Raw genomic sequence first — 24,274 nt, 5'->3', positions numbered from 1 at the left:
CTTATCCAAGCATGCTTTGTGCCATTTATCCTAAATAGCACTTAGAAGCGAAAATTAGTTGGTCAGATCCCTTTAGATATCACGAATATGATTGAGAAAATCATTTGGCTGCACAACGCCGATAAGGGTTTTATGATCAAGCTTTGCCCCTTCACGATCGTAGAAGATAAGCGCAGGTGGGCCGATCAGTGCGTAATCTTTATTAAGCTTTTTAGCCGGCTCATCATTGGCAGTCACATCTACCTTAATCACACGGTAAGGCGATAAAGCATTTTGCACACGCGAGTCCGCGAAGGTAATCACCTCTAGTTCTATACAAGCGACACACCAATCAGCGTAGAAATCTAGCATGACTGGCTGCCCATTGGCTTTGGCGATCTCTAACTCACTATTAAGTGCTTCTGGCGTTGTCACTTTTATAAAAGGTAGAACCTCAGCTTGTGCAGACTGATCACCTGCAAATGCTTTTAGTGGGTATCTAAAGCTATTACCACCTGCCAACGCACCGATCATTAGCGACAAGCCGTAAAGCAGAATAATTAGACCTAAACCTTTCGCAAGGTTCTCTTTTGCAGTTTTCGCTTTAGACAGAACGCCCATATAAACAGCGGATACAACAAGGATAATTGCTGTTAGCCACATAGAAACAACGGTAGGTACGATGCGATCAAGCATCCAAACGGCCATTAATAACAGCAGCACACCAAACACCGCTTTGACCTTGTTCATCCATAGGCCAGCATGTGGAAGTAGCTTACCTGCAGAGGCACCGACTAATAGAAGCGGTACACCCATGCCTAAGCTCATCGCGAATAATGCACTACCTCCTAGGAATGGATCACCTGTTTGACCTATATAGATCAATGCCCCAGCCAGGGGAGCTGCCATGCAAGGGCCGACGATTAATGCAGAGAGGAAACCCATAATCGCAACACCTGCAACTGTGCCGCCCTTCTGACTGTTACTCGCCTGACTTAAACGAGACTGGATGCTGTTTGGTAACTGCAGCTCGTAAAAACCAAACATTGATAAAGACAGCAAAACGAAGATCAAACTAAAGCTGCCGATAATCCAAGCATTTTGAAAAAGCGCCTGAACATTTTCACCAAACAAACCAGCCAGTACACCAGCGATTGTGTAAGTGATCGACACAGCCAACACATAGACAAGAGACAGCCCAAAACCCTTAGCAGCCGATACATGCTTACCCTGGCCAGCAATGATACTGGATAGAATTGGAATCATCGGAAAGACACAAGGCGTTAGAGATAGCGCTAAACCCGCTACGAAAAACGCGCCTAGGGTAACGATTAAGCTGCCCTGAGAGAGCATCTGCGCAAAACGATCCTGCTCTGTTACTGCAGGCGCATTAATGGTTTGCATGGTTGTAGCAGCTGCTGGAGCGGCACTCACATCAGCAGCTGATTTAGAAGGGGTAAATGCTGTAATTAAGATCTCTTTAGTGACCGGCGGGTAACATACACCACCATCCCAACAACCTTGATAGGTAATGGTTACTTTGTCGTCTTTTGCAGGATCGACTTTGCTCAGCAGCGAAAGATCAATCTCCGCGCGGTCGTAATAAACCCATACCTGACCAAACAACGGGTCATCTTTTAATTCAGCCGGTGCATTCTTGCGTGAGATAATCTGGGTTGTTTCACCATCTTTAAGCTCTATTCTGTCTCTATAGAGGTAATACTCATCCGGCATATCCCAGATCAGTTTTAAGGTATCACCCTCTTGGACATGACCAAAAACAAACGCTTTTTCTACCTGAACAGGGCCTTTTTCACCAAAAGGGTTTTGATCAAATAGGCCCGCTGTCGCACTCGGGGAAGCTACAGACAAGATAACTAAAAACTGTAACCAAATAACTCGTTTCAATAGATACAACACAGCGTTTCCTATGGATTAATCTCGCAGACGCTTGATTGACAACTTTTATGCTTAACAGTTCGTTATCAATCAGATTTACGTAGTTTACCACGCCTTTTTTATCGAACAGCACTCGTAAAAGCACTTTAATTAGTAGAAACAACTGCCATTGTTTTGATTTGGCGCAGAATAGACCATCTGCATACTTATAACCTTCATAGGTTTATGGTAAAACAAGCGACACATTGACAAAGAGTCTAGAGAGCCACAGCGCTAAAAGCGCTCAATAACGTAAAATAGCTCTCTATTGTAGGATAAGAACTAATGACCGATACACGTGTTGAAGATTTAAATATCGAATCAAATAGCGTTCTGATTTCCCCAGATGCGCTTAAGGCTGAAATGCCAATTTCTGAGAAAGCAGCTCAAGCAGTTATGCAAGGCCGCTCTGTTGTTCGCGATATTCTTGACCGTAAGGACCCTCGTTTATTCGTTGTTGTGGGCCCTTGCTCTATTCACGATACAGAAGCAGCAATTGAGTATGGTAAAAAACTGGTTGAGCTTCAGGAAAAAGTAAAAGATTCCTTGTATCTGGTTATGCGCGTGTATTTTGAAAAACCACGTACAACTGTAGGCTGGAAAGGTCTGATTAACGACCCAGACCTAAACGACTCTTTCGAGATTGAAAAAGGCCTGCACACTGCCCGTAAACTTCTTTTAGATCTATCTGAAATGGGTTTACCGCTAGCAACTGAAGCACTAGACCCAATCTCTCCTCAGTACATGCAGGATCTGATCTCTTGGTCTGCAATCGGTGCACGTACTACTGAGTCTCAAACTCACCGCGAGATGTCTTCTGGTCTATCTTGTGCTGTAGGCTTCAAAAACGGTACCGATGGTGGTCTAGAAGTAGCTACAAACGCACTTAAATCTGTTAGCGCACCACACCGTTTCTTAGGTATTAACGAGAGCGGTCAGGTTTCTATCGTACACACGAAAGGCAACCAGTACGGTCACGTTGTACTTCGTGGCGGCGGTGGCAAACCAAACTACGATTCAGTTAACGTTGCGCTTTGCGAACAAGCACTAGACAAAGCAGGCCTAGCAAACAACATTATGATTGATTGCAGCCACGCAAACTCAAGCAAAGACCCAGCTCTTCAGCCACTTGTTGCTGAAAATGCGACTAACCAAATCATTGATGGCAACAAATCTATTGTTGGTCTAATGATTGAAAGTAACCTTGCTTGGGGTAACCAGTCCATCCCTGCAGATCTAAGCGAGCTTGAATACGGCGTATCTGTAACAGATGCTTGTATCGACTGGGAAACTACTGAGAAGTGCCTAGTTGAGATGAACGAGAAACTGAAGCCTGCATTAGCTAATCGCTAACAGATTCAGCTTTCCACAAAAAAGCGCATAGGGTAACCCATGCGCTTTTTTTAATTTTCGGAGAGAATATACACCTCTCCATCTCCGTCAAACTCTAATTGCTCCTGCGGCATTTGCCCTCCAAGTCAGATTTAAACCAAACACAGTTTGCCTCATCTAACTAGGCTCACCAATATGGAATAACCCATACCGCCAACGGATATTACAACGTCAATTTATCGGGATCTGAATGACCTAACTGTGTCAGCAATTCAACCAGCTTCGGATCAAATCTATAACCGCTCTCACTATTGATACGACTGATTGTTTTAGCAACTGCGATTTTTTGCTTATGATCCTTCCTTAAGCGCAAATAATTTTGCTGATAGAACTTAAGCATTGAGAGAATCATGCTTCCCGCCGGAATATCATCCCCTTTTAGACCAAACGGCCCTCGACCATCATAGCGCTCAAAACTACACTCGATAAGTTTTGATGCCGCTAGCCATTTACCACCTAGCTTTAAAAAGCCTGCTGATAACTCAACCTGCTCTCTCGCTTTAGCCTTTTCCCACTCAGCCGATTCAAGGCCGATCTCAAATACAGGTGAAGGGACAAACTTGCTCCCCAAATTTTGAAAGTTGAATGCGGCCAACAATTGCTCTTCAATTTCAGGATGAAGTAATTGTTGATTCAGCAAACAACCTATTGAAATAAGCTTAGACAGATCGCCTTGCTGCTGAATAGATTTTGCCTGCAGAATTTTTGCGACTTGCCCCATAAAAGCAAGATCATCAAAATCTTTTAACTGTTCTTGAGCCTCAAGCTTGTCCAACACACTCTCATTGATACTCTCTGTAGCCGTGAGAATCCCTGAGAAGCTCTCTAAGGTTGCTTGAGCCGCATTGTCGCGTGAGGCTAGACCCGACTGATAAACCTGCAGCACACCCTTTTCTAGAAGCTCTATATCAGACAAACTAACATCAAGACCGCTAACCTTATCAGCAACAAGCTGTTCTAAGCGGGTAAAGACAAAGGCAATAAATTCTCCCTGTACCGGCGTATAAGGTAGTTGCCCTTTCCTGAATTGATCAACCAAATCTTCGAGTCTATGGCAAACATCGGCAATACTGTCGAGAAAAACCATATGACAGTTGCCTTTAACTGAATGTACCGCCCTAAACATCTGATCGACAATCTCAGGATTGTAGTTGCAGTTTAAGGAACTAAAACAGTGATCCAATTCCTCCATAGCCTCTTTGAAGCTAGAGTAGAACTCCGTTTTCAACTCGTCACTTAGCTGTTGAAATCCTTGATCATTTGCGTCCGACATTCTTCACCATTTAAATTAGCCACAAAAAAAGGATAGCAGAGCTATCCTTTTTTATAACACATTCTGGAACGCTTATTCGTCTGGCATCGCTTTAGGTTGATCTGTGTTCTCATAAATGAGGATAGGATCGTTATCACCTTCGATAACACCTTCATCGATCACAACCTTGCTTACATTCTCCATAGAAGGCAGCTGATACATAATATCTAACAAAGTCGCTTCCAGGATAGAACGTAGACCACGCGCGCCTGTTTTACGCTCAAGCGCTTTACGTGCAACAGCCTTTAATGCAGCTTCACGGAAATCAACCTCTGCACCTTCCATATCAAATAGCGCAGCATACTGCTTGGTCAAACTATTCTTAGGCTCAGTCAGAATCTGAATCAATGCTTCTTCATCCAGCTCTGCAAGCGTCGCAATCATCGGAAGACGACCCACAAACTCAGGAATCAGACCGTACTTAACCAGATCTTCAGCTTCTAGCTCACGAAGGCTATCAGAAACCGTTTTCTCTTCATCTTTGCTCTTAACAACAGCACTGAATCCGATAGAACCTTTTTCTGAACGATCACGAATAATTTGTTCTAGGCCAGCAAATGCACCACCACAGATAAACAGGATATTAGACGTATCTACCTGCAAGAACTCTTGCTGAGGATGCTTACGACCACCTTGCGGAGGAACCGAAGCAACCGTGCCTTCAATTAGCTTAAGCAACGCTTGCTGTACGCCTTCACCCGATACATCACGCGTAATAGATGGGTTATCAGACTTACGAGAAATTTTATCGATCTCATCAATGTAGACAATACCAAGCTGAGCCTTTTCTACATCGTAATCACATTTCTGTAGCAGCTTCTGAATGATGTTCTCTACATCTTCACCTACGTAACCCGCTTCAGTTAGCGTAGTTGCATCAGCAATCGTAAATGGCACATTCAAAAGACGTGCTAATGTCTGAGCAAGCAGAGTTTTACCACTACCTGTAGGACCGATCAAAAGGATATTACTTTTGCCCAGCTCAACTTCAGAATTGCTATTCTTCTGGAAACGTAAACGCTTGTAATGATTGTATACAGCAACAGCTAAGACTTTCTTCGCTCTGTCCTGTCCAATTACATACTCATCCAAAGCAGCACTTAGCTCTTCAGGAGTTGGCAGATGATCGCTCTCTTCCTGAGGCTCTGCTTCTTGTATCTCTTCACGAATGATGTCGTTACACAGATCAACACATTCGTCACAGATAAAAACGGACGGACCAGCAATTAACTTGCGTACTTCATCCTGGCTTTTGCCGCAGAATGAGCAGTACAACAACTTGCCGCTGTCATCGCCATCTTTACCTTTGATTTCGTCGGTCATTCGACTTCCTCATTATTCTTTATCAGGGCTATACCCTATATTGCTACTCTGCTTCACATTTCAACCCTCATACAAATAAACAGGGTGAATCTTATGATTATAGTAACAATTTTTACTCAGGCTTAATCAGTGTTACGACGATCAAGCACTTCGTCAATTAAACCGTATTCTTTAGCAGCGTATGGATCCATGAAGTTATCACGATCTGTATCACGAGAGATCGTTTCTAGATCCTGCCCCGTATGCTCTGCCAACAACGTATTCAATTTTTGACGAATACTCAAAATTTCTTTGGTATGAATCTCAATATCAGTCGCCTGACCTTGGTACCCACCCAGCGGCTGATGAATCATTACACGAGAGTTAGGCAAAGCAAAACGTTTACCTTCAGCACCACCGGCTAGTAGGAATGCACCCATACTCGCTGCCTGACCCAAACACATCGTGCTTACATCTGGCTTGATGAACTGCATAGTGTCATAGATAGACATACCTGCAGTTACAGAGCCACCCGGGGAATTAATATAGAGATGAATATCCTTATCCGGGTTCTCCGCTTCTAGGAACAGTAACTGCGCAACCACCAGATTAGCCATATGATCTTCTACAGGACCTACTAGAAAGATCACACGCTCTTTTAACAGACGGGAGTAGATATCGTATGCACGCTCACCACGAGCCGACTGCTCTACTACCATAGGCACTAGACTACTCAAAATATCTGAGCCACCTTTACCAAAATCCGCCATGTATCACTCCTTAAAACGGAAATAACCTAAACACAAGCACTCGATAATACTACGTTGATTAATTCAGGCAATAGATTTAACCAACAACACTGCATTTATCATGCGCTGAAAACAAAAAAACGACAGCCAGCTTTCGCTAACTGTCGCTTTTACAGTAATGACTTTTACGTCAGAAGAAACTAATTAAGCTGCAGCACCCTGCTCTGGCTTAATTGCATCTTCGTAGCTAACAGTAACGTCTGTTACTGTTGCAGCTTCAAGTAGGTTATCTACAACCTGCTCTTCAAGAACTAGACCTTTGATCTGACCTAGCATCTCTTCGTTACCCATGTACCAATCGATAACTTGCTGAGGATCTTGGTAAGTTTCAGCCATCTCTTCTAGTGTTTCTTTAACACGAGCTTCGTCAGCTTCTAGTTCGTTTACTTTGATCACTTCTTGCATTAGAAGACCGATCTTAACGCGACGGTCTGCCTGATCTGTAAACATCTCTTTTGGAAGCATGTTTGGATCCATATCAGAATCTGGACCCGCAAACTGCATTACAGCTTGACGACGTAGATTGTCGATTTCGCCATCGATTAGTGCAGCTGGCACTTCGATTGGGTTAACTTCTAGAAGCTGAGTGAATACAGCGTCTTTCAGTTTCATTTTAAGAGCCTGCTTAAGCTCACGCTCCATGTTCTTTTGAACTTCAGCGCGGAAAGCGTCTTCAGTCTTCTCTTCTAGACCAAACTTTTCGAAGAACTCTTCGTTTAGTTCAGCAAGAACCTGCTCAGAAACAGTGTGTACTTTTACTTTGAATACAGCGTCTTTACCTTGAAGGTTTTCAGCTTGGTATTCTTCTGGGAACGTAACGTTTAGCTCAACGTCTGCACCAGCAGTAGCGCCCGCCAAACCGTCTTCGAAACCAGGAATCATTGAGTTTGAACCTAGAACAAGGTCCATACCTTCGCCTTTACCACCGTCGAATGCTTCACCATCGATAAAGCCTTCAAAATCGATGCGTACGCGATCGCCTTCAGCTGCAGCGCGCTCAACTTCGTTCCAATCAGCTTGCTGCTTACGTAGCGTTTCGATCATCTGATCAAGATCAGCATCGTTTACTTCAGCAGCTTTCTTTTCGATCTCTACTTTAGAGAAATCAGCTAGAGCGATTTCTGGGTAAACTTCGAATTTCGCAGTGTATTCAAGGTTTTCACCTTCAACATCTTTCGTGAATTCGATTGCAGGCGTGCCAGCTGGGTTAATCTCTTCCTGCTGAAGCGCTTGATAGAAGCTTTCCTGAACTACTTGGCCAAGAACTTCTTCACGAATACCTTTACCGTAACGCTGCTTAACAACTTTTACAGGTACTTTACCAGGACGGAAACCGTCGATACGTACTGTACGTGCAGTCTGTTGGATACGCTTGTTAACATCCTGATCGATGCGCTCTGCTGGTACGGAAACCTTCAACAGGCGCTCTAGGCCAGAAGTCGTTTCAACGGAAACTTGCATGTAATGCCTCACAAATAAAATGCTTGAATCAATAATCTTCAACAGACCGACGTATTGCTAACGCTGCTTGATCTGCACAGCCGCTCGTAATTTTCGAGCAAAATCAAAGCGCGAAATTCTCCGGCAAGCAGCTTAATTAGTCAAGTTTAGTAAGCAAAATAACGTATAAGAAATGAAAATTATTATTAGATAGATCACTTAGATCAACAAATAAGCTAGAAATAGCTTTTAGAAGCAGATAAACAAAAACAAAGTAAGGATTTTATAAGCTAGAAGCAGCTTTTAATAAGAGAAGGAATAAAGATCAATCAATGGTGCGGACGGAGAGACTCGAACTCTCACACCTCGCGGCACCAGAACCTAAATCTGGCGTGTCTACCAATTCCACCACGTCCGCAGATAGATCTTTTTTACACATAGCTTGAAACTGATTACACCAAAACAACGCTTCGTTGTAAATGGTGCGGACGGAGAGACTCGAACTCTCACACCTCGCGGCACCAGAACCTAAATCTGGCGTGTCTACCAATTCCACCACGTCCGCAATCTATGTGTATCGTCAATGGGGTGGATAATGGGGCTCGAACCCACGACCGCCGGAATCACAATCCGGAGCTCTACCAACTGAGCTATACCCACCATAACGATCGTTTTCTGTGTAGTACATGGTGCGGACGGAGAGACTCGAACTCTCACACCTCGCGGCACCAGAACCTAAATCTGGCGTGTCTACCAATTCCACCACGTCCGCAGACTACACAAGAGATTTAATGGGGTGGATAATGGGGCTCGAACCCACGACCGCCGGAATCACAATCCGGAGCTCTACCAACTGAGCTATACCCACCACAAAAATCTCACTCCAACAAATGGTACGCCCACCAGGACTCGAACCTGGAACCTACGCCTTAGAAGGGCGTTGCTCTATCCAGTTGAGCTATAGGCGCCCGACTCATTTGTCAGACCTCTAGACTTAGACCTAAACCAGCGTCTAGCGCTTTGTTTTGGCCTCCTCGTCTTAAGGAGGTGCGCATAATATACACCCTAAAATTTTCCGTCAACACTTTTTTTATCTTTTATTTTAAAAGTTTTAGATTGATCATCTAACAACCAATAATTGACTATTTATCAAGCAGTTATCCTATTTTCAGCTATTTAATTGATCCATTGAGGCTTTGACCATAACTTTTACCTTAACTATCTAAATACCCTACTCGTTTTCTAGCACTTTACATACTTGCACCTACTTATATAGCTAAATAACAAAAGGCGCTTGGACGAAATACACAACCATGAGAGAATTCACCCCAGATAAAACTTAATAAAGGACCCTCCCTTTAAATGAGCGCACAGATTATTGATGGCAAGCAAATTGCCGCAGATGTTCGCCGTCAGGTTGCTGAAGGTGTTCAGCAGCGTATCAACGACGGTAAAAAAGCTCCTTGCCTAGCAGTACTACTTGTAGGCATGGATCCAGCTTCTCAGGTTTATGTTCGTAATAAGAAGAACGCTTGTCAGGATGTAGGATTTGAATCCCGCTCTTTTGACCTGCCTGCAGAAACGACTCAAGAGGAATTACTGAATCTTGTTGATGAACTAAACCAAGATGATTCAGTTAACGGTATTTTGGTACAGCTTCCTCTACCAGAACATCTAGATGGCAATGAGATCCTTGAACGCATCCGCCCAGAAAAGGATGTTGATGGATTCCACGCTTTCAATTTAGGTCGTCTAGCTCAGCGCATGCCTGTTCTTCGCCCTTGTACTCCAAAAGGCGTTATGACTCTGCTTGAATCTACAGGTCAAGATCTACATGGCATGGAAGCAGTCGTAGTTGGCGCATCCAACATTGTTGGCCGCCCCATGACTCTAGAACTTCTATTAGCGGGTTGCACTGTAACAACAACTCACCGCTTCACTAAAGATCTTGAAGCGCACGTTCGCCGCGCAGATCTTGTAGTCGTAGGCGTAGGCATTCCTGGTCTTGTTAAGGGTGAGTGGATCAAAGAAGGCGCTACGGTAATTGATGTAGGTATCAACCGCCTTGAAGATGGTCGCCTAGTCGGCGATGTGGGTTATGAAGCTGCAGCAGATAAAGCGGGTTTTATTACCCCTGTTCCAGGTGGAGTAGGCCCAATGACCGTTGCCACGCTTATGGAAAACACACTAGAAGCAGCAAACAAGCAAGACGCTTAGTTTTGTTACTTAATAAAAAAGGCAGCCTAGGCTGCCTTTTTTATTTCCGCTACTTAACGACTCAGGATTCCCTGAACCAAGTCGTACCTTCACGGCTATCCTTCAAAATGACGCCCTGCTCAGCTAACTCATCACGGATACGATCAGATTCAGCAAAGTTTTTCGCTTTCTTAGCTTCCGCACGCTGAACAATCAATGCTTCGATATCATCCGAGTTTAGTTCACCCTCTTTGTCTTCACCTTTCAAGAAGGCATCAGCATCTTGCTGCAACAACCCAAGAATAGAACCTAGACGCACTAATTGGCCTGCGAGTTTGCCCGCCTCTGGTGAATTGTCACGTGTAGCTTTGTTCAATTCATTAACAAGTTCAAACAGAACAGAGATTGCTTTTGGCGTGTTGAAATCATCATTCATTGCTTCAACAAAACGTGCATCAAAATCATTTACCGGCGCTTCATCAGAGATCTCAACACCACGAAGTGCTTGATAGAAACGCTCTAACATTACACGCGCTTCTTTTAAGCTATCTTCGCTGTAATCGATATAAGTACGGTAATGAACACGCGCCAAGAAAAAGCGAACGACTTCTGCATTGTACTTTTCTAACACATCACGAATCGTGAAGAAGTTACCTAAAGATTTAGACATCTTCTCAGAGTTCACACGCACAGGGCCAGCGTGCATCCAAGTATTTACATAAGTACATCCGTTTGCAGCTTCAGATTGTGCAATCTCGTTTTCATGGTGTGGGAATGGTAGATCTGGACCACCGCCATGAATATCAAATGTTGGACCCAAGCAGCATTTAGACATTGCTGAACATTCAATATGCCAACCTGGACGTCCTAAGCCCCATGGAGAATCCCAGCTTACCTCGCCCTCTTTCGCAGATTTCCACAATACGAAATCCAGTGGACTTTCTTTAGCTTCGTCTACTTCAACACGGGCACCGGAACGAAGCTCATCAACATTTTTGTTGGTCAGTCTGCCGTACTCTTCAAAACGCTCAACGCGGAAGTAAACATCACCATTGGATGCTGGGTAAGCAAAACCTTTCTCTACCAGCGTCTCAACCAGAGAAATGATGTCTCCGATATGCGCAGTCGCTCTTGGCTCTTGCGTAGGGCGAAGAACAGCGAGTTTCGCCTCATCCTCATGCATTGCTGCAATCATACGCTCAGTTAACTGATCAGGTGCTTCCTCATTTTCAGCTGCGCGCTTGATGATCTTGTCATCTACGTCTGTGATGTTACGAACATAGTCCACATCCCAACCCTGCGAGCGTAGGAAACGAGTAATAACATCAAATGCCACCATCACACGTGCATGACCAATATGACAAAAGTCATAAACGGTCACTCCGCAAACGTACATTTTGATTTTGCCTTCTTCTAGTGGCTTAAACGGAGCTTTTTCTTTGGTCAGTGTGTTATATATTTGAAGCATAACTCGTAACTTTATAATTTCGAAAAATAAAAAGGGCCGCTAGTATAAATGAATTAGCACTCTGCGGCTAAGGAAACTCAGTAGGTACAGTTAAATTTAACTCACCCACACCCACATCCAATAAAAGACTTTTTTCGGTACTCAGCACTAAACGCCCACTCTGCTCTCGGTCCCAAACCAAAGCTTCCCATTGAGCATAAGGCTGAATATATGTCCGGCGCGCTTCTTCCCAATTCGGAGTATCAGTTACAGGCACAACCCACAGAAAAGAATGCCCAAAAATCTTCTGCTTGGCATAGCCCAATAAAACCAATCTTTTAGTAATCGGATCATAATCTGCAGCCGTCACCAAGCCTTTGACATCAAAGCGCTCTGTTAACGTTACAGATTGCTCCGCTGTACTTTTATTAAGTTTATAAAGATGGGTTTGTTCGTTTTCCCTATTCTTAGTGAAAAGCCACAGTTCATCGTTGACCACTGTTAGCGCTTCACAATCTAAGTTGTGACTTTTCGATGCTACTTTTGTTGGCCGATCAGCATAGCTGAATTTCAACACTTCAGGAGAGACAATACCTCCCGCTCTTGTAGACCTGAGATCCTCCCAAGCTACTTTATAAATCTGCAGTTCAACACGCCTGCCGCGATTATTACCGCAATCCGCTATGTAGAGAAAGGACTCATCTTGAGCAAGCTCTTCCCAATCGATATTTTTTGCATTTCCCACTTTGATTACTTTGACTATGTTGTTCTTCGCATCCAGAGCATAGAGATAAGGCCCATCACCACTATCGTTAATCGTCCACAACAATCCACCCCGAGAAGCGAGCCCTGATGTTTCTTGCACACGATCAGGCCAGACAGAGTAATTTTCGATAACACCATCCCAACCTTTTGCTTTGGAAATAGACGCTTTTTCTAACACTTGCTGCTGGCTACACCCCCACAGGAAGAACGATAGAAAAATCACTACTGATAACTTCATTTAATTAACCTAGACCTCTTTAGATAACCCACAATAAGCACGCCATTACTACAGAAAAATATAGTCGCACTGTATATGACTAGACCTTTGGTATAAAAACTGTAAGGATTCGCCAATAAGTAGAAAAATAAAACAGGATGTACCAGTAATGGATAACGATCAATTTGGCCAGCAGGACCTTGGCCCTTCCTTAACACCACCTAATGCTCCTATGAGTAATCCCGTGGCTGAGGGAAGCCAAATTGCGTCGCAACAGCTTTCAATCCTTTCTGCACTTCCTCAGCCTGCTTGGATCAAAAATCGTCGAGCTGAGTATCTCTATGTAAATGATGCCTATGCAGAGTTACTCGATATGCCTGCAAAATGCATTAAAGGCAAAACAGATCGACAACTTTTCCCTAAACACCTTCATGCTCAACTGGTTGATTCTGATGCTCAAGTGTTTTTATCACAAACACATGTCGAATTAGAAGGACTTCGCCTTAATTCCGATTGCCAGCACAGTTACTGGTTAAGCAAAGCACCACTCAAAGACAAATACGGTAAGGTCAGCGGCATTATTGGATTAATGAAACGATCCGTTCAGCCTACTACTGACCAACTTTCTATCTGCAAACTAGCTGAAAGTGCGATTCAGCAGAGTAATGAAGCCGTTGTCATTGCAGATATCGATTTCAATATCACCCTAGTTAACCCGGCTTTTGTGAGGCTGACTGGTTTTAACGAACAAGAAGTTATTGACCAACCTGCCAGCGCAATCAATGCAACGTGGTTAGCGCCCGAGTTTATGGACAGCATCAATAGTAATTTGCAATACAAAGGCTATTGGGAAGGTGAAACTTGGAGCCGAAAAAAAGACGGCCAGCTTTTTAGTGAGAAAATTAAAATCTCCGTTGTACTCAATCAAGAAGGCCAAAGAACCCACTACATTGGCCAATTCTTAGATAATACTGAACAGAAACAAGCTCAAGAAAAGCTAGAATTTTTAGCTTTTCACGATCCTCTTACTGGCCTAGCAAACCGCGCCCTATTTTTGGATAGAGTAACCTGTGCTGTTCAGCACGCACAAAGAAACAGAACCCTGTGTGCTGTTATCTATCTCGATCTTAACGAATTTAAGCCACTTAACGATAAATATGGTCACCCATTCGGGGACAAGGTACTGACCCTCGCCTCCCAACGCCTTAATACTGCGGTACGCAAAGTAGATACCGTTTCTCGTCAGGGTGGTGATGAGTTTGCAGTCCTATTAGAAGATACTGCCTCTGTTGAAAGTGCTGTTCTGGTGTCACAAAAGATTATTGCATCTTTAAGACAGCCTATGCTGATCGACGATATTGAAGTAACCATCGGCGCCAGCGCTGGCATTGCTGTCTTTCCTGACCATGGTAACGACGGTAGCAAACTAATAGGAAATGCAGACAAAGCTATGTATGCCGCTAAGTTCCTAGGCGGTAACGGTTACTACCTCTATAAGTAACTTTCCTCCCGATTAAATCCCGAAGTTATTTTGAAAAGATTCCAGATCAGGTCTACAACTAAACTATGACCGACATTTTGGAATCTAAGTATGCTACGCCCTGAGCCCAGCCCTCCTTGTAGCGCACATGAGCAAAAGCTACTTGAGGAAATTGTACATACTTACCCTCAGCCTATTATTGTGATCGATATCGATCATAGGGTTCTGATATGGAATAAAGCCTGCGAAAAAGTATTTGGCATCTCAGCAAAAGACGTACTAGGCACAAAGGATCAATGGAAAACCTTTTACCCAGAACCTCGCCCAATTTTGGCTGACATCGTACTAGATGATGATAAAGAGCAACTAGAGTTGTTTTATCCCGGCCTGCATCGTAAATCTCCCTTCATAGAAGATGCATACGAAGTCGAAAGTTTTTTTCCTAATCTAGGCAGCCATACGGATAGATGGCTCTATTTCACAGCCAAACGTCTCTACGATGAAGATGGCAACGTCGTTGGCGCTATCGAATCGCTCATAGATATCACTCAACGAATGGAAGCTGAAGCCGAAGTTAAACAGCTAAACGAATCCCTCTGTGATCACTCACAAAAACTCGAAGAAGCTAATGAAGAACTCAAAGCCACCATGCTAAAACTGGCGAATACACAAAAGCTTGCCTCTTTAGGTAAGCTGGTTGCAGGCATCTCTCATGAGCTAAACACACCCATAGGTAACATCCGCACTATAAGCACCGCATTAAAAGCCGACGCTGCCAGAATCCAAGATCAGCTAAATGCTGGCGGGATGACTAAATCTGCCTTAGAGAATTTTTTAAATAACGTACTCGAATCTACAGATTTAATAGAAAAAAGCACCGCAAAAACAGCCGAACTGATTTTGAGTTGCCAGCAAATATCTGCAAGCGATAACGAATATGAAAGGAGTATGCTGGACTTAAGAGCGCTGGTCGAAGAGGTCTTAAACCGACAAACCCAAGGGTTAGCCAGATCTAATATTCTGGTAGAAAACCTTATTCCCCATGATATTACTATGAATAGCTTCGCTGCACCTATTCAACAGATTTTTGACAATCTCATCAACAACACCAGAATGCACGCATTTGGAGAACAGCGATCAGGTAAAATTAAAATTTGCGCACAGGTCTGCGAAAAAATGATCAAGGTTATCTTTACGGATAATGGCTGTGGTATCCCAACTAAAAATTTCTCTAAAGTCTTTGACCCTTTCTTCACAACTAAATTTGGGCAAGGCGGCAACGGCTTAGGCCTTTACATTATCTTTAACTTAGTTACCGGCGTACTAGGCGGCAGTTTAGAGCTTCAATCCCCTAATGACGGCGGAATTGAATTACACATCATATTACCCAGCACCTCTCCATACGCGCTCACTGTAGAAGATGACACTTATTACATTTAGCCTTCAGCAAATCCAATAACTTTCATGCTGAAAACTTTTTTCAAAACGACCGTTTAAATTGAATATAAATCAGTCACGTTTATTCCCGATGTCCAATACTTATAGGTAAGGAGAAATTAATAAAACGGACGGGTAGCATATGCACGTGACATCGACAAAAAACAAACCGCCGCAGAATGAACCTCAACTGCAAGACATCAATACAAAGGTACACCAAACCAGCTTTAGCCCTTATCCGGATATACATTCTAATTACAGTACAAATATAGCCGACCGGGCTCTATGCACTCCTTTGGCTCAAGTTTATGAAGAAGTCATTATGCTATTAGGCCAAGAGCTGCATAATGAAACAGGCAATGCATTTTTGGGATCAAACCCAGCCCCTTCGGATAACGTTGGCCCTCAAGAAATTGCCACAGCTACGCTTGAATATATAACTCAGCAATTCCCTATTTTCCGAAACTCGCTACCTGATTTAAGTGAAGAACAATCACTAGATCGTTTTATTAACTTGATCAATGAGTCGTTAAATCGAGGGGTTTTAACGGCAACAGAGCAACTAGAAGAGATGGCACATACAGACAGTGACGAATTGAATGAACAGGTAGACCTATACCGAGAGTATTGCATAGAAGGAATTGAAACCTTTATCCATAGTTTTGGTTTCGCTTTCTTCTTTGATGCAACTGAAGATGAAGATTTCACCTCCAACCTCCAAGCAGCAGATGAGTTTATCGACGATGAGCTGCTAGATAAATTACTGACATAAAAAATGCCGCCTAAGCGACATTTTTTTGAGCGTTCTATCTAATTAATGCAGTTCGTCATATTTTTTACGAATAGCGGCTAATTTTGGCTGGATATCTAAAGGTGCATAATTCATCGCTTGTTCAAAAAGCTCTTTATTCTCCTCAGACAGTCTCTCTTCCTCACTCATCTGAGTGAGCTTTTCCATCGCTTCGGTAAATTTAGGGTGTATTTTATCGGTAGTCATGACCAACCCTCCTCAAGACGTTCTACATTTAGGTAACTTAGCCTGAAATTTCAGCTAAACCTTACTGCTATTCTAGCAATGCTCCTGCTATACAACAGCACAATTTTGACATTAAAAACTACTATTAGTGCGCTTAGAAGGCAACTTAACAATTAACGAGGCTTCACACTCTTCATTCTTGGCTTCTTACCACCCGGCTTACCCCCTACTCGCTTCTTAGCTGGTTTAATAAAGGATTTACCTGCTTTTGAATCTTGTCGTTTACTACTCGCATTCTTATGCTTACCCGCAGCTTTTGATTTCACTACAGACTTTTTATTTGCACCTCTGCGATTTGAACTTTGACTCTTCTCTTCTTCAGGGATCAAACACGCTTCACGCTCACCAATTAGGTCACTGTGACCCATTTTCGGCAGCACCTGACGTAATAGCGGCCAGTTTTCAGGATCATGGTATCTAAGCAATGCTTTCTGAACTTTACGCTGCTCAGTATTCTTAGGCGTATAGAGTTTTTCGCTCTTATACGTCACTTTTTTCAGTGGGTTTTTATCCGAATGATACATCGCCGTAGCCAAGGACATTGGTGATGGGTAGAAGGTTTGTACCTGATCTACTTTGAACTCATTCTTCTTCAACCAACGAGCAAGATTAACCATATCCTCATCTTCACAGCCCGGATGTGCCGCTATGAAGTAAGGGATTAGGTATTGTTTTTTACCAGCCTCACGGGAGAAACGATCGAACATCTTTTTAAATGCATCGTAAGTTCCCATGCCTGGCTTCATCATTTTAGATAGCGTGCCATCCTCACTGTGCTCAGGCGCAATTTTGAGGTAACCACCTACGTGATAGGTCACAAGTTCTTTCACGTATTCAGGGTCTTCTACGGCGAGATCGTAACGCAAACCAGAAGAGATCGAGACCGTATGCACACCTTCAACTTTTCGTGCCTTACGGTATAACTCAGTCGTAGGGCTATGATCAGTATTGAGGTTTTTACAGATGGTTGGATATACACACGAAAGCTTACGACAAGAAGCCTGAATGTCTGGATCATTACAATTCAGGTGGTACATGTTTGATGTTGGACCACCTAAATCTGAGATAGCACCAGTGAAGCCGGGTACTTTCTCTTTGATATCTTCGATCTCATTGATAACCGATTCATGGGATCGGCTCTGAATAATACGCCCTTCGTGCTCAGTAATAGAACAGAACGTACAGCCGCCAAAACAGCCTCGCATGATATTAATCGAAAACTTGATCATATCGAATGCAGGAATCTTGTGGTCACCGTAACGAGGATGCGGGATACGCTGATAAGGTAAGTCAAACACTTTATCCATTTCCGCCGTTTCTAAAGGGATTGGCGGTGGATTAACCCATAACTCTCGATGGCCATGCTTTTGCACCAAAGCGCGAGCATTGTGCGGGTTCGCTTCTTGGTGCAGAACACGCGATGCATGAGCATATAACGCCGGATCCTTAGATACTTTCTCGAAAGACGGTAATCGAATATAAGTTTCGTCCGGTAGCTTCTCTTTACCTTTTAGCGGCGCAGGTATGACTCTCAGAGGCTGAGGTTCATCGGCCTTAGACGCGTCTTTTTTATCGCAGGTCGCCGCATCTGTATATTCATATGGGTTTGGTAGCTGATCAATATAACCAGGCCAATCAATACGTGTTGAATCAACCTCAATATAATCGGCAGGTAACGCCGTTTTTAGGATCGCAGTCCCGCGAAGATCTTGAATTTCTTCAATGGTCTCGCCATTAGCTAAACGATGAGTAAGCTCAACAATGGCTCTCTCAGCATTACCGTAAAGTAAGATATCCGCTGTCGCATCCAGCAAAACCGAACGACGAACTTTATCACTCCAGTAATCATATTGGGCAATTCGACGAAGGCTTGCCTCAATACCCCCGAGTACTACAGGGGTCTCACGATAAGCTTCTTTACAGCGTTGGCTATAGACAATCACTGCACGATCAGGCCTTTTACCACCCATGCCACCAGCCGTATAAGCATCATCATGACGCGTCCGCTTATCAGCGGTATAACGGTTGATCAAAGAGTCCATGTTGCCTGCAGTGATACCAAAATAGAGATTTGGTTGGCCTAACTCCTTGAAGGCATCAGCACTGGTCCAATCAGGCTGACTGATAATGCCTACCCTAAAACCTTGAGCTTCAAGCACACGCCCCATGACGGCCATACCAAAACTCGGATGATCTACATAAGCATCACCAGTGACGATAATAACATCACAGCTATCCCACCCTAATGCATCCATCTCTTCTCTTGAAGTCGGCAGAAAGGGTGCTGGCGCATAACATTCAGCCCAATATTTAGGGTATGAAAACAGGTCAGGAGCGGAACGAGGCATAAAATGAGGCTACTTGAATATGAAATTAGAGACTATTTTCCCAGAAAGGTAGGTATACGCCCAGTGAAAAATTCTTAATATGGAAAATATTCAACGAAAGGAAGGCTATAGGTAGAAACTACAGCCTTATACAGATTGAACTAAATAGGTTATTTACGCGCTAATTTAGCTGCCTTTTTCTGTAAGGCCTTTTCTAACTCTTCAGCATAAGTAACTATGCCATCTTGGCTTTCGAAGGGACAAATCACGACTGCGAAGCCATCTTCTTCTAGACCGGGCGTCCAACGCTTATGCCATACTGAGAGACTGATTGCTTCTGGTTTACACTCACTCCACTCTTCAGTTGCCCAAGCTTGGGCCAACTCCTCTGACGGCCAAACCGGTACACAGTCTTCATCGTCTGTGTTTAACATCACGCAACCGTATTCATCTGTCAAAATCCAAATCTGCTCATTAGTTACAGATTCCGCAATAAAGAAACTATAAAGCTGCTCTTCATTGTATTTTTGTAACTGCTCTAGTGATGGATTGCCAGACTCATTTGACATAGAAACCTCAATTAAATAGCGCTCTTGGCGCAATCAAATAATAAGTGCGTGATTATACCTTACCCGGACGCCTTTTATAGCTCGGATTAAGCTGCTATCTATCTGTATAGATGTTAGTATGCGCGCATTGATTACCTAGTATCGTATTGTCTTAAACAAACTACATTTTTAAGAGTACTACGAGCTACCTGTAGAGCAGGAATGTAGTACGGTTCTCCCCTATCTCCTAAGGCCTCGCAACGTTCAGTGTGACGCCCATAGCTCCAATCAAACACTATGACTGCGTGTTAAAAGTCGCTCTTAAAAAATCGACCTGAACGTTTTCACGCGAAGAACGCTTTCCTTAAGAGATAACTTATGAACTTTACAGAGCTTGGCTTATCTAGCCCTATTCTTGATGCGATTGATGCCAAAGGCTATTCAACACCTTCCCCTATTCAGGAGCAGGCAATCCCGGCGGTCATCGAAGGTCACGACCTTATGGCTGCCGCACAAACAGGTACGGGGAAAACCGCAGGCTTTACTCTCCCGATTTTAGAGAGATTAAGCCACGGCACTCCTGCTAAACGCGGGCATGTTAGGGCGTTAATTCTTACCCCAACCAGAGAACTTGCAGCTCAAGTAAACGATAGCGTAGAAAGCTACTCAAAGAATTTAGCCATACGTTCAACCGTAGTTTTTGGCGGCGTTAAAATAAATCCACAAATAGCCAAATTAAGAGGCGGTGTCGATGTTTTGGTAGCGACGCCCGGTCGATTGATTGATCTGCACAATCAAGGTGCTGTTAAATTTGCTCAACTAGAAGTTCTTGTCCTAGATGAAGCTGATCGCATGTTGGATATGGGCTTTATTCATGACATTAAGAAAATCCTGAAGTTTTTGCCTTCTCAACGCCAAAACTTGCTATTTTCAGCGACCTTTTCACCGCAAATTAGAAAATTAGCCCAAGCCTTTGTATCTAATCCTGTAGAGATTTCTGTCACCCCGGCCAACTCCACAGCTTCAACGGTTAAACAGTGGATTTGCCCAGTAGATAAAAAGCAGAAATCACAAATTTTGAGCCAATTAATCAAAGACAATGACTGGCATCAAGTGCTTGTATTTTCCAGAACTAAGCATGGTGCTAACCGCTTAGTTCGTCAGTTAGAATCTGCCAAAATCAGTGCTGCAGCCATTCACGGTAATAAAAGCCAAGGCGCACGCACCAAGGCATTAGCTGAGTTCAAAAGCGGTTCTGTAAGAGTGCTCGTTGCAACAGATATCGCTGCACGCGGAATTGATATTGACCAATTACCTCAAGTAGTGAATTTTGACCTACCTAATGTGCCTGAAGATTATGTTCATCGTATTGGACGAACAGGTCGAGCAGGTGCAACAGGTCAAGCCGTTTCATTGGTAAGTGCTGATGAATTTGATCAGTTACACGCGATAGAGCGTTTAATCGGCAAAGTATTAGACAGAGAGATCATCGAAGGTTTCGAACCTGTGCACGCTCTACCAGCCTCAGACTTAAGCAAAAAACCGGCTCGCAAGAAATCAAATAACAGTAACAAGCCCAAGCAAGCTAAAGGCCATCGTGATGGCCAACGTTCAGGGGAGAATTCCCGCGGGCACAAGCCTCAAGGCAAAAACAAATCACACAAAGCAACTGAAGATTCAGGTAAGCGTAAAGGGAATAGCTCGAAACCTAAAGGGCAGAAGCCAAATTCACAGGCTGAAGGTAGCAACAAAAACCGCAGACCCAAACGTTCAGCGTCAAACCCTTGGGGTAACCGAACTTAACAAAATCATTCAGGCCAGTGAATACTGGCCTGATTACTTTCGATGGCTCATTTTAGTAGATCGACTTATAACGGATCTTTGAAATACTCTGCGATCCATTCATAGATCGTCTGTTTCGTGACTTTTTCAAACGCTAAACTTTCAAAGTCACCTTCAGGATCTGAGTCCATGCCTGCAAATTGATAACTTACAATGTCAGGTTGTTGATCGTGCAAGATAACGATTATTCGCCTACGCGTTCTTAAACAATCAATCGTCATTACATCCGCTGGTATACCCTGCTTCCGCATATTTTGACTTACACCAATCAGTGGGTCTATATCTGCGAAATCACGCTGAATCGCGGTATGCGCATCGGAAGCCAGCTCCCAGATTGTCTCTAATTGTTTGCTTAACGAACTCATTATTTACTCAATCAATTAATGTAGCGGCGTTTGCTGATGAAAACTGAATAAACTTATCAGCCGGTAGTGGTTTAGACAGTAGATAACCTTGGAAGCAATCACAACCCAGCTCAACTAGGGTCTCTTTCTCTTCAATTGTCTCAACACCTTCAGCAATAACCAATAACCCTAATCGATCTGCAGTCGCCAAAATAACTTCCACGATGGCTGCTTCTTCAGACTCAGAGCGCAGCCCTGTTACAAAGGAACGATCTATTTTAAGGATATCTAACGGTAGGTGGCGAAGGTATTTAAGCGAAGAATAACCTGTACCAAAATCATCAATAGCAAAAGAAACCCCTTTACCTTTCAAAAGGTTCATCTTGTGGCTTGCAACGTCAAAGTTATTAAGCAGCATGTTTTCGGTAATTTCTAATTCGACGGCATCGCCCGGTAGATTGAATTCGTCCATCAACCGGATCACTTGATCGACAAAATCCACCTGCATAAATTGCATAGGGCTGATGTTAATTGCCAGGCGCTGAAAACTCTCAGGTAAGCCATTAGCTCGCCATTGCGCAAGATGCTTCAGGCCTTCTCTTAAAACCCAATTGCCGATTTCAATAATCTGCCCACTCTCTTCTGCAACCTGAACAAAGCCACCCGGAAAAATTAGTCCTTTTTCTGGGTGCTGCCAGCGGATCAACGCTTCCGCCCCTATAATTTTTCCGTCTTTACAAATTTGAGGCTGAAACCACAAAACAAATTGATTGGATTTGAGCGCCTGATGAAGCCCCTTCTCAACTTCCAATCGTTCCTGTGCAGTAGATTGCATCTCAGGATCATAAAACTGAAAGCCATTTCTCCCCATCGCCTTAACTCGATATAACGCCGTATCGGCCTGACGAATAATATCCTGAGCTGAAGCAGCTGCAGGGAAAACAGCGATACCCAAGCTCGCTGTGCAATAAAGCGTATGCCCCTCGATACTGAAAGGCTCTGACATCACTTTTAAGACTTCTTGAGCCACATGCGCAGACACATCAGCACAGACATCTGAAGAGCTACCAGTTTCTGGTAAGAGAATTACGAACTCGTCACCACCAAAACGGGCACACGTCGATTCAATCGGGAGAACATGAGTTAAGCGTTGCGCGATATTATTCAACAATTCATCACCAACACCATGACCAAGAGAGTCATTAATCGTTTTGAATCTATCTAGATCTAAAAACAGAACTGCACCGAAACTATGATTGGCCTGATGTAATTCAATCGATGCCGTTAGCCTATCCAAATATAAACGACGGTTAGGTAATCCCGTCAACGTATCGTAAAACGCTAACTCATGGATCTGTTTTTCAGCTTGCTTACGTACCGAGATATCTCGAGCGATAATCAACAGATACTCTTGGGACTGAAGCATTAACTTAATTGCCCTCGCCTCTACCGGAAAGACAGTACCATTGGCATTGATTTGTAGATCTTCAAACGTGCTGACCTGAGCTTCACTGATACCTTCACACACTTGTTGGTATTGTTCGTAAGAGTAATTCTTACTGTAATCCGCAAGTTTTGTATTACAAAGCTGCTCTTTAGATAACCCAAGCGTACTAGCACCTTGGTTATTAACGCGGAAGATCGTGCTATCTAAAGCACATAGAAACATTGCGTCGCCCGCGTTATCCATAATGGAGCGCGAGAAGTGCTCGCTTTCAGATAGCTCAGCCACCATTTCGGTTAATTTATCTGTAACGGCCTCACGATCTTTCCAGAGTCCAGAAAAGCTGCGAACGAGATCGCCTAGTTCATCTTCACCGGTATAAGGTAAAGCCGCGTTTTTATCTCCCGTTCGTAATTCATTCACCCATTTTGCTGTTTTTACAATGGGGCGAGAAAGGAATCGATAGATTAAAAGTAGGAAAATCGCAGCTAGAGCGACGTTATGCATCAAGCCCAGAAGCAAACTATTAATAGCGCGTTGGCTAAAACTATTGGCCACATAGATTGTGTCTAGCTCAACTATCAACCGAGCTCTTTCATTGCCTGAATTAACAGAAGCTAGCTCCAATTCCATCTCTATGTAGCGATTCAAATTGAATAACTGTTGGGCAGAAAACGATATAACGCTGGCACTCAAAGTCTGATCACGTCTATGCTCTGATAGAGTTTCGCTGAAGTCATCAATTAACTGAGCATGATAAATAGTGGGGTAAGAGATAAGTGACTGTGTAACCTCATTTGCCTGAAAGGCATTGAGGTTGTAAACAGCTTGAGTCGCTGTATCACGATACATACTGATAATACGCTCGATATCCTCTGTGGTACTTTTTCTCACCTGCTGCAGATCTAAGTAGATCTGCAAACCGGTAGAAGACATACCTAACAGCAGCGCAATAATTAAAATAAAGCGCGCTTGTTTAAGAACAATCTTACGTCGTAAATTGAGACCCATAAAATGCT

The 24,274-nt window shown here is 43.5% G+C and carries 18 protein-coding genes and 6 tRNA genes; 6 read left to right on the top strand and 18 right to left on the bottom strand.

Annotation, left to right across the window (positions count from 1 at the left end; translation table 11 throughout):
* Positions 1 to 72: 72 nt before the first annotated feature.
* A complete protein-coding gene (gene dsbD / locus ACMXYV_RS07855; protein WP_415891220.1) occupies positions 73 to 1,899 on the bottom strand; it encodes a protein-disulfide reductase DsbD in 1,827 nt (608 codons plus the stop codon).
* Positions 1,900 to 2,202: 303 nt separating this feature from the next.
* Between dsbD and ACMXYV_RS07850 the strand changes: the two genes are divergently transcribed.
* The gene (locus ACMXYV_RS07850) at positions 2,203 to 3,270 is read left to right on the top strand and encodes a 3-deoxy-7-phosphoheptulonate synthase (protein WP_415884899.1); all 1,068 of its coding nucleotides are present in this window, start codon (positions 2,203 to 2,205) and stop codon (positions 3,268 to 3,270) included.
* Between the two features lie 202 nt (positions 3,271 to 3,472).
* Here the strand turns inward: ACMXYV_RS07850 and ACMXYV_RS07845 are convergent, their stop codons facing one another.
* The 10 genes from ACMXYV_RS07845 to ACMXYV_RS07800 all read right to left on the bottom strand — a co-directional run bounded on the left by ACMXYV_RS07845 (position 3,473) and on the right by ACMXYV_RS07800 (position 9,140).
* Positions 3,473 to 4,582, bottom strand: a complete 1,110-nt coding sequence (locus ACMXYV_RS07845) for an Hpt domain-containing protein (RefSeq protein WP_415891219.1) — start codon at positions 4,580 to 4,582, stop codon at positions 3,473 to 3,475.
* Positions 4,583 to 4,654: 72 nt separating this feature from the next.
* Positions 4,655 to 5,944 carry an ATP-dependent protease ATP-binding subunit ClpX gene (clpX, locus tag ACMXYV_RS07840; protein WP_415891218.1) on the bottom strand — a complete coding sequence of 430 codons (1,290 nt, stop codon included), beginning with the start codon at positions 5,942 to 5,944 and terminating at the stop codon, positions 4,655 to 4,657.
* Positions 5,945 to 6,066: 122 nt separating this feature from the next.
* Positions 6,067 to 6,693: an ATP-dependent Clp endopeptidase proteolytic subunit ClpP gene (gene clpP, locus ACMXYV_RS07835; protein ID WP_415891217.1), complete on the bottom strand. Its 627-nt coding sequence runs from the start codon at positions 6,691 to 6,693 to the stop codon at positions 6,067 to 6,069.
* Between the two features lie 183 nt (positions 6,694 to 6,876).
* A complete protein-coding gene (tig, locus tag ACMXYV_RS07830; protein WP_415891216.1) occupies positions 6,877 to 8,193 on the bottom strand; it encodes a trigger factor in 1,317 nt (438 codons plus the stop codon).
* 312 nt (positions 8,194 to 8,505) lie between these two features.
* Positions 8,506 to 8,590: transfer RNA gene (locus ACMXYV_RS07825), tRNA-Leu, on the bottom strand.
* Between the two features lie 62 nt (positions 8,591 to 8,652).
* Positions 8,653 to 8,737 (bottom strand) — tRNA-Leu (locus ACMXYV_RS07820).
* 19 nt (positions 8,738 to 8,756) lie between these two features.
* A tRNA-His gene (locus ACMXYV_RS07815) sits at positions 8,757 to 8,832 on the bottom strand.
* 27 nt (positions 8,833 to 8,859) lie between these two features.
* Positions 8,860 to 8,944: transfer RNA gene (locus ACMXYV_RS07810), tRNA-Leu, on the bottom strand.
* A 20-nt stretch (positions 8,945 to 8,964) separates the two neighbouring features.
* Positions 8,965 to 9,040: transfer RNA gene (locus ACMXYV_RS07805), tRNA-His, on the bottom strand.
* A 23-nt stretch (positions 9,041 to 9,063) separates the two neighbouring features.
* Positions 9,064 to 9,140: transfer RNA gene (locus tag ACMXYV_RS07800), tRNA-Arg, on the bottom strand.
* A 394-nt stretch (positions 9,141 to 9,534) separates the two neighbouring features.
* Here ACMXYV_RS07800 and folD point away from each other — a divergent pair.
* Entirely contained in the window at positions 9,535 to 10,389 is an 855-nt protein-coding gene (gene folD, locus ACMXYV_RS07795; RefSeq protein WP_415891215.1) for a bifunctional methylenetetrahydrofolate dehydrogenase/methenyltetrahydrofolate cyclohydrolase FolD, read from the top strand.
* Positions 10,390 to 10,450: 61 nt separating this feature from the next.
* Here folD and cysS read toward each other — a convergent pair whose 3' ends face one another.
* Positions 10,451 to 11,836, bottom strand: coding sequence for a cysteine--tRNA ligase (gene cysS, locus ACMXYV_RS07790; protein ID WP_415891214.1), 1,386 nt, complete (start codon positions 11,834 to 11,836; stop codon positions 10,451 to 10,453).
* 67 nt (positions 11,837 to 11,903) lie between these two features.
* A complete protein-coding gene (locus ACMXYV_RS07785; protein WP_415891213.1) occupies positions 11,904 to 12,818 on the bottom strand; it encodes a hypothetical protein in 915 nt (304 codons plus the stop codon).
* Between the two features lie 148 nt (positions 12,819 to 12,966).
* Here ACMXYV_RS07785 and ACMXYV_RS07780 point away from each other — a divergent pair, with 148 nt between their 5' ends.
* From ACMXYV_RS07780 to ACMXYV_RS07770, 3 genes are all read left to right on the top strand, one after another.
* Complete coding sequence (locus tag ACMXYV_RS07780) at positions 12,967 to 14,298, top strand: diguanylate cyclase domain-containing protein (protein ID WP_415891212.1); 1,332 nt, start codon at positions 12,967 to 12,969, stop codon at positions 14,296 to 14,298.
* 90 nt (positions 14,299 to 14,388) lie between these two features.
* A complete protein-coding gene (locus ACMXYV_RS07775) occupies positions 14,389 to 15,717 on the top strand; it encodes an ATP-binding protein (protein ID WP_415891211.1) in 1,329 nt (442 codons plus the stop codon).
* Positions 15,718 to 15,862: 145 nt separating this feature from the next.
* Positions 15,863 to 16,486 carry a DUF5610 domain-containing protein gene (locus ACMXYV_RS07770; protein WP_415891210.1) on the top strand — a complete coding sequence of 208 codons (624 nt, stop codon included), beginning with the start codon at positions 15,863 to 15,865 and terminating at the stop codon, positions 16,484 to 16,486.
* Between the two features lie 42 nt (positions 16,487 to 16,528).
* Here ACMXYV_RS07770 and ACMXYV_RS07765 read toward each other — a convergent pair whose 3' ends face one another.
* The 3 genes from ACMXYV_RS07765 to ACMXYV_RS07755 all read right to left on the bottom strand — a co-directional run bounded on the left by ACMXYV_RS07765 (position 16,529) and on the right by ACMXYV_RS07755 (position 19,646).
* The gene (locus ACMXYV_RS07765; protein ID WP_415884395.1) at positions 16,529 to 16,711 is read right to left on the bottom strand and encodes a hypothetical protein; all 183 of its coding nucleotides are present in this window, start codon (positions 16,709 to 16,711) and stop codon (positions 16,529 to 16,531) included.
* Positions 16,712 to 16,863: 152 nt separating this feature from the next.
* On the bottom strand, positions 16,864 to 19,098 hold the full coding sequence (locus ACMXYV_RS07760) for a YgiQ family radical SAM protein (protein ID WP_415891209.1): 2,235 nt from the start codon (positions 19,096 to 19,098) through the stop codon (positions 16,864 to 16,866).
* A 149-nt stretch (positions 19,099 to 19,247) separates the two neighbouring features.
* Positions 19,248 to 19,646, bottom strand: a complete 399-nt coding sequence (locus ACMXYV_RS07755; protein WP_415891208.1) for a DUF2750 domain-containing protein — start codon at positions 19,644 to 19,646, stop codon at positions 19,248 to 19,250.
* Between the two features lie 357 nt (positions 19,647 to 20,003).
* Between ACMXYV_RS07755 and ACMXYV_RS07750 the strand changes: the two genes are divergently transcribed.
* The gene (locus ACMXYV_RS07750; RefSeq protein ID WP_415891207.1) at positions 20,004 to 21,428 is read left to right on the top strand and encodes a DEAD/DEAH box helicase; all 1,425 of its coding nucleotides are present in this window, start codon (positions 20,004 to 20,006) and stop codon (positions 21,426 to 21,428) included.
* 65 nt (positions 21,429 to 21,493) lie between these two features.
* Here the strand turns inward: ACMXYV_RS07750 and ACMXYV_RS07745 are convergent, their stop codons facing one another.
* Both ACMXYV_RS07745 and ACMXYV_RS07740 read right to left on the bottom strand, forming a co-directional pair.
* Entirely contained in the window at positions 21,494 to 21,832 is a 339-nt protein-coding gene (locus ACMXYV_RS07745) for a hypothetical protein (RefSeq protein WP_415891206.1), read from the bottom strand.
* 7 nt (positions 21,833 to 21,839) lie between these two features.
* On the bottom strand, positions 21,840 to 24,266 hold the full coding sequence (locus tag ACMXYV_RS07740) for an EAL domain-containing protein (RefSeq protein WP_415891205.1): 2,427 nt from the start codon (positions 24,264 to 24,266) through the stop codon (positions 21,840 to 21,842).
* Between the last annotated feature and the right edge of the window lie 8 nt (positions 24,267 to 24,274).

It is taken from the genome of Neptuniibacter sp. SY11_33 (genome assembly GCF_047778025.1).
GTDB lineage: Bacteria > Pseudomonadota > Gammaproteobacteria > Pseudomonadales > Balneatricaceae > Neptuniibacter.
The sequence above is the reverse complement of the archived record's forward strand: the minus strand, read 5'-3'. Positions and strand labels throughout refer to the sequence as shown.

Bases quoted from the DNA above. Each gene is read 5' to 3' on its own strand.
- ACMXYV_RS07850 (WP_415884899.1), top strand. From the start codon at position 2,203: ATGACCGATACACGTGTTGAAGATTTAAATATCGAATCAAATAGCGTT.
- ACMXYV_RS07845 (WP_415891219.1), bottom strand. From the start codon at position 4,582: ATGTCGGACGCAAATGATCAAGGATTTCAACAGCTAAGTGACGAGTTG.
- clpX (WP_415891218.1), bottom strand. From the start codon at position 5,944: ATGACCGACGAAATCAAAGGTAAAGATGGCGATGACAGCGGCAAGTTG.
- clpP (WP_415891217.1), bottom strand. From the start codon at position 6,693: ATGGCGGATTTTGGTAAAGGTGGCTCAGATATTTTGAGTAGTCTAGTG.
- tig (WP_415891216.1), bottom strand. From the start codon at position 8,193: ATGCAAGTTTCCGTTGAAACGACTTCTGGCCTAGAGCGCCTGTTGAAG.
- folD (WP_415891215.1), top strand. From the start codon at position 9,535: ATGAGCGCACAGATTATTGATGGCAAGCAAATTGCCGCAGATGTTCGC.
- cysS (WP_415891214.1), bottom strand. From the start codon at position 11,836: ATGCTTCAAATATATAACACACTGACCAAAGAAAAAGCTCCGTTTAAG.
- ACMXYV_RS07785 (WP_415891213.1), bottom strand. From the start codon at position 12,818: ATGAAGTTATCAGTAGTGATTTTTCTATCGTTCTTCCTGTGGGGGTGT.
- ACMXYV_RS07780 (WP_415891212.1), top strand. From the start codon at position 12,967: ATGGATAACGATCAATTTGGCCAGCAGGACCTTGGCCCTTCCTTAACA.
- ACMXYV_RS07775 (WP_415891211.1), top strand. From the start codon at position 14,389: ATGCTACGCCCTGAGCCCAGCCCTCCTTGTAGCGCACATGAGCAAAAG.
- ACMXYV_RS07765 (WP_415884395.1), bottom strand. From the start codon at position 16,711: ATGACTACCGATAAAATACACCCTAAATTTACCGAAGCGATGGAAAAG.
- ACMXYV_RS07760 (WP_415891209.1), bottom strand. From the start codon at position 19,098: ATGCCTCGTTCCGCTCCTGACCTGTTTTCATACCCTAAATATTGGGCT.
- ACMXYV_RS07755 (WP_415891208.1), bottom strand. From the start codon at position 19,646: ATGTCAAATGAGTCTGGCAATCCATCACTAGAGCAGTTACAAAAATAC.
- ACMXYV_RS07750 (WP_415891207.1), top strand. From the start codon at position 20,004: ATGAACTTTACAGAGCTTGGCTTATCTAGCCCTATTCTTGATGCGATT.
- ACMXYV_RS07745 (WP_415891206.1), bottom strand. From the start codon at position 21,832: ATGAGTTCGTTAAGCAAACAATTAGAGACAATCTGGGAGCTGGCTTCC.
- ACMXYV_RS07740 (WP_415891205.1), bottom strand. From the start codon at position 24,266: ATGGGTCTCAATTTACGACGTAAGATTGTTCTTAAACAAGCGCGCTTT.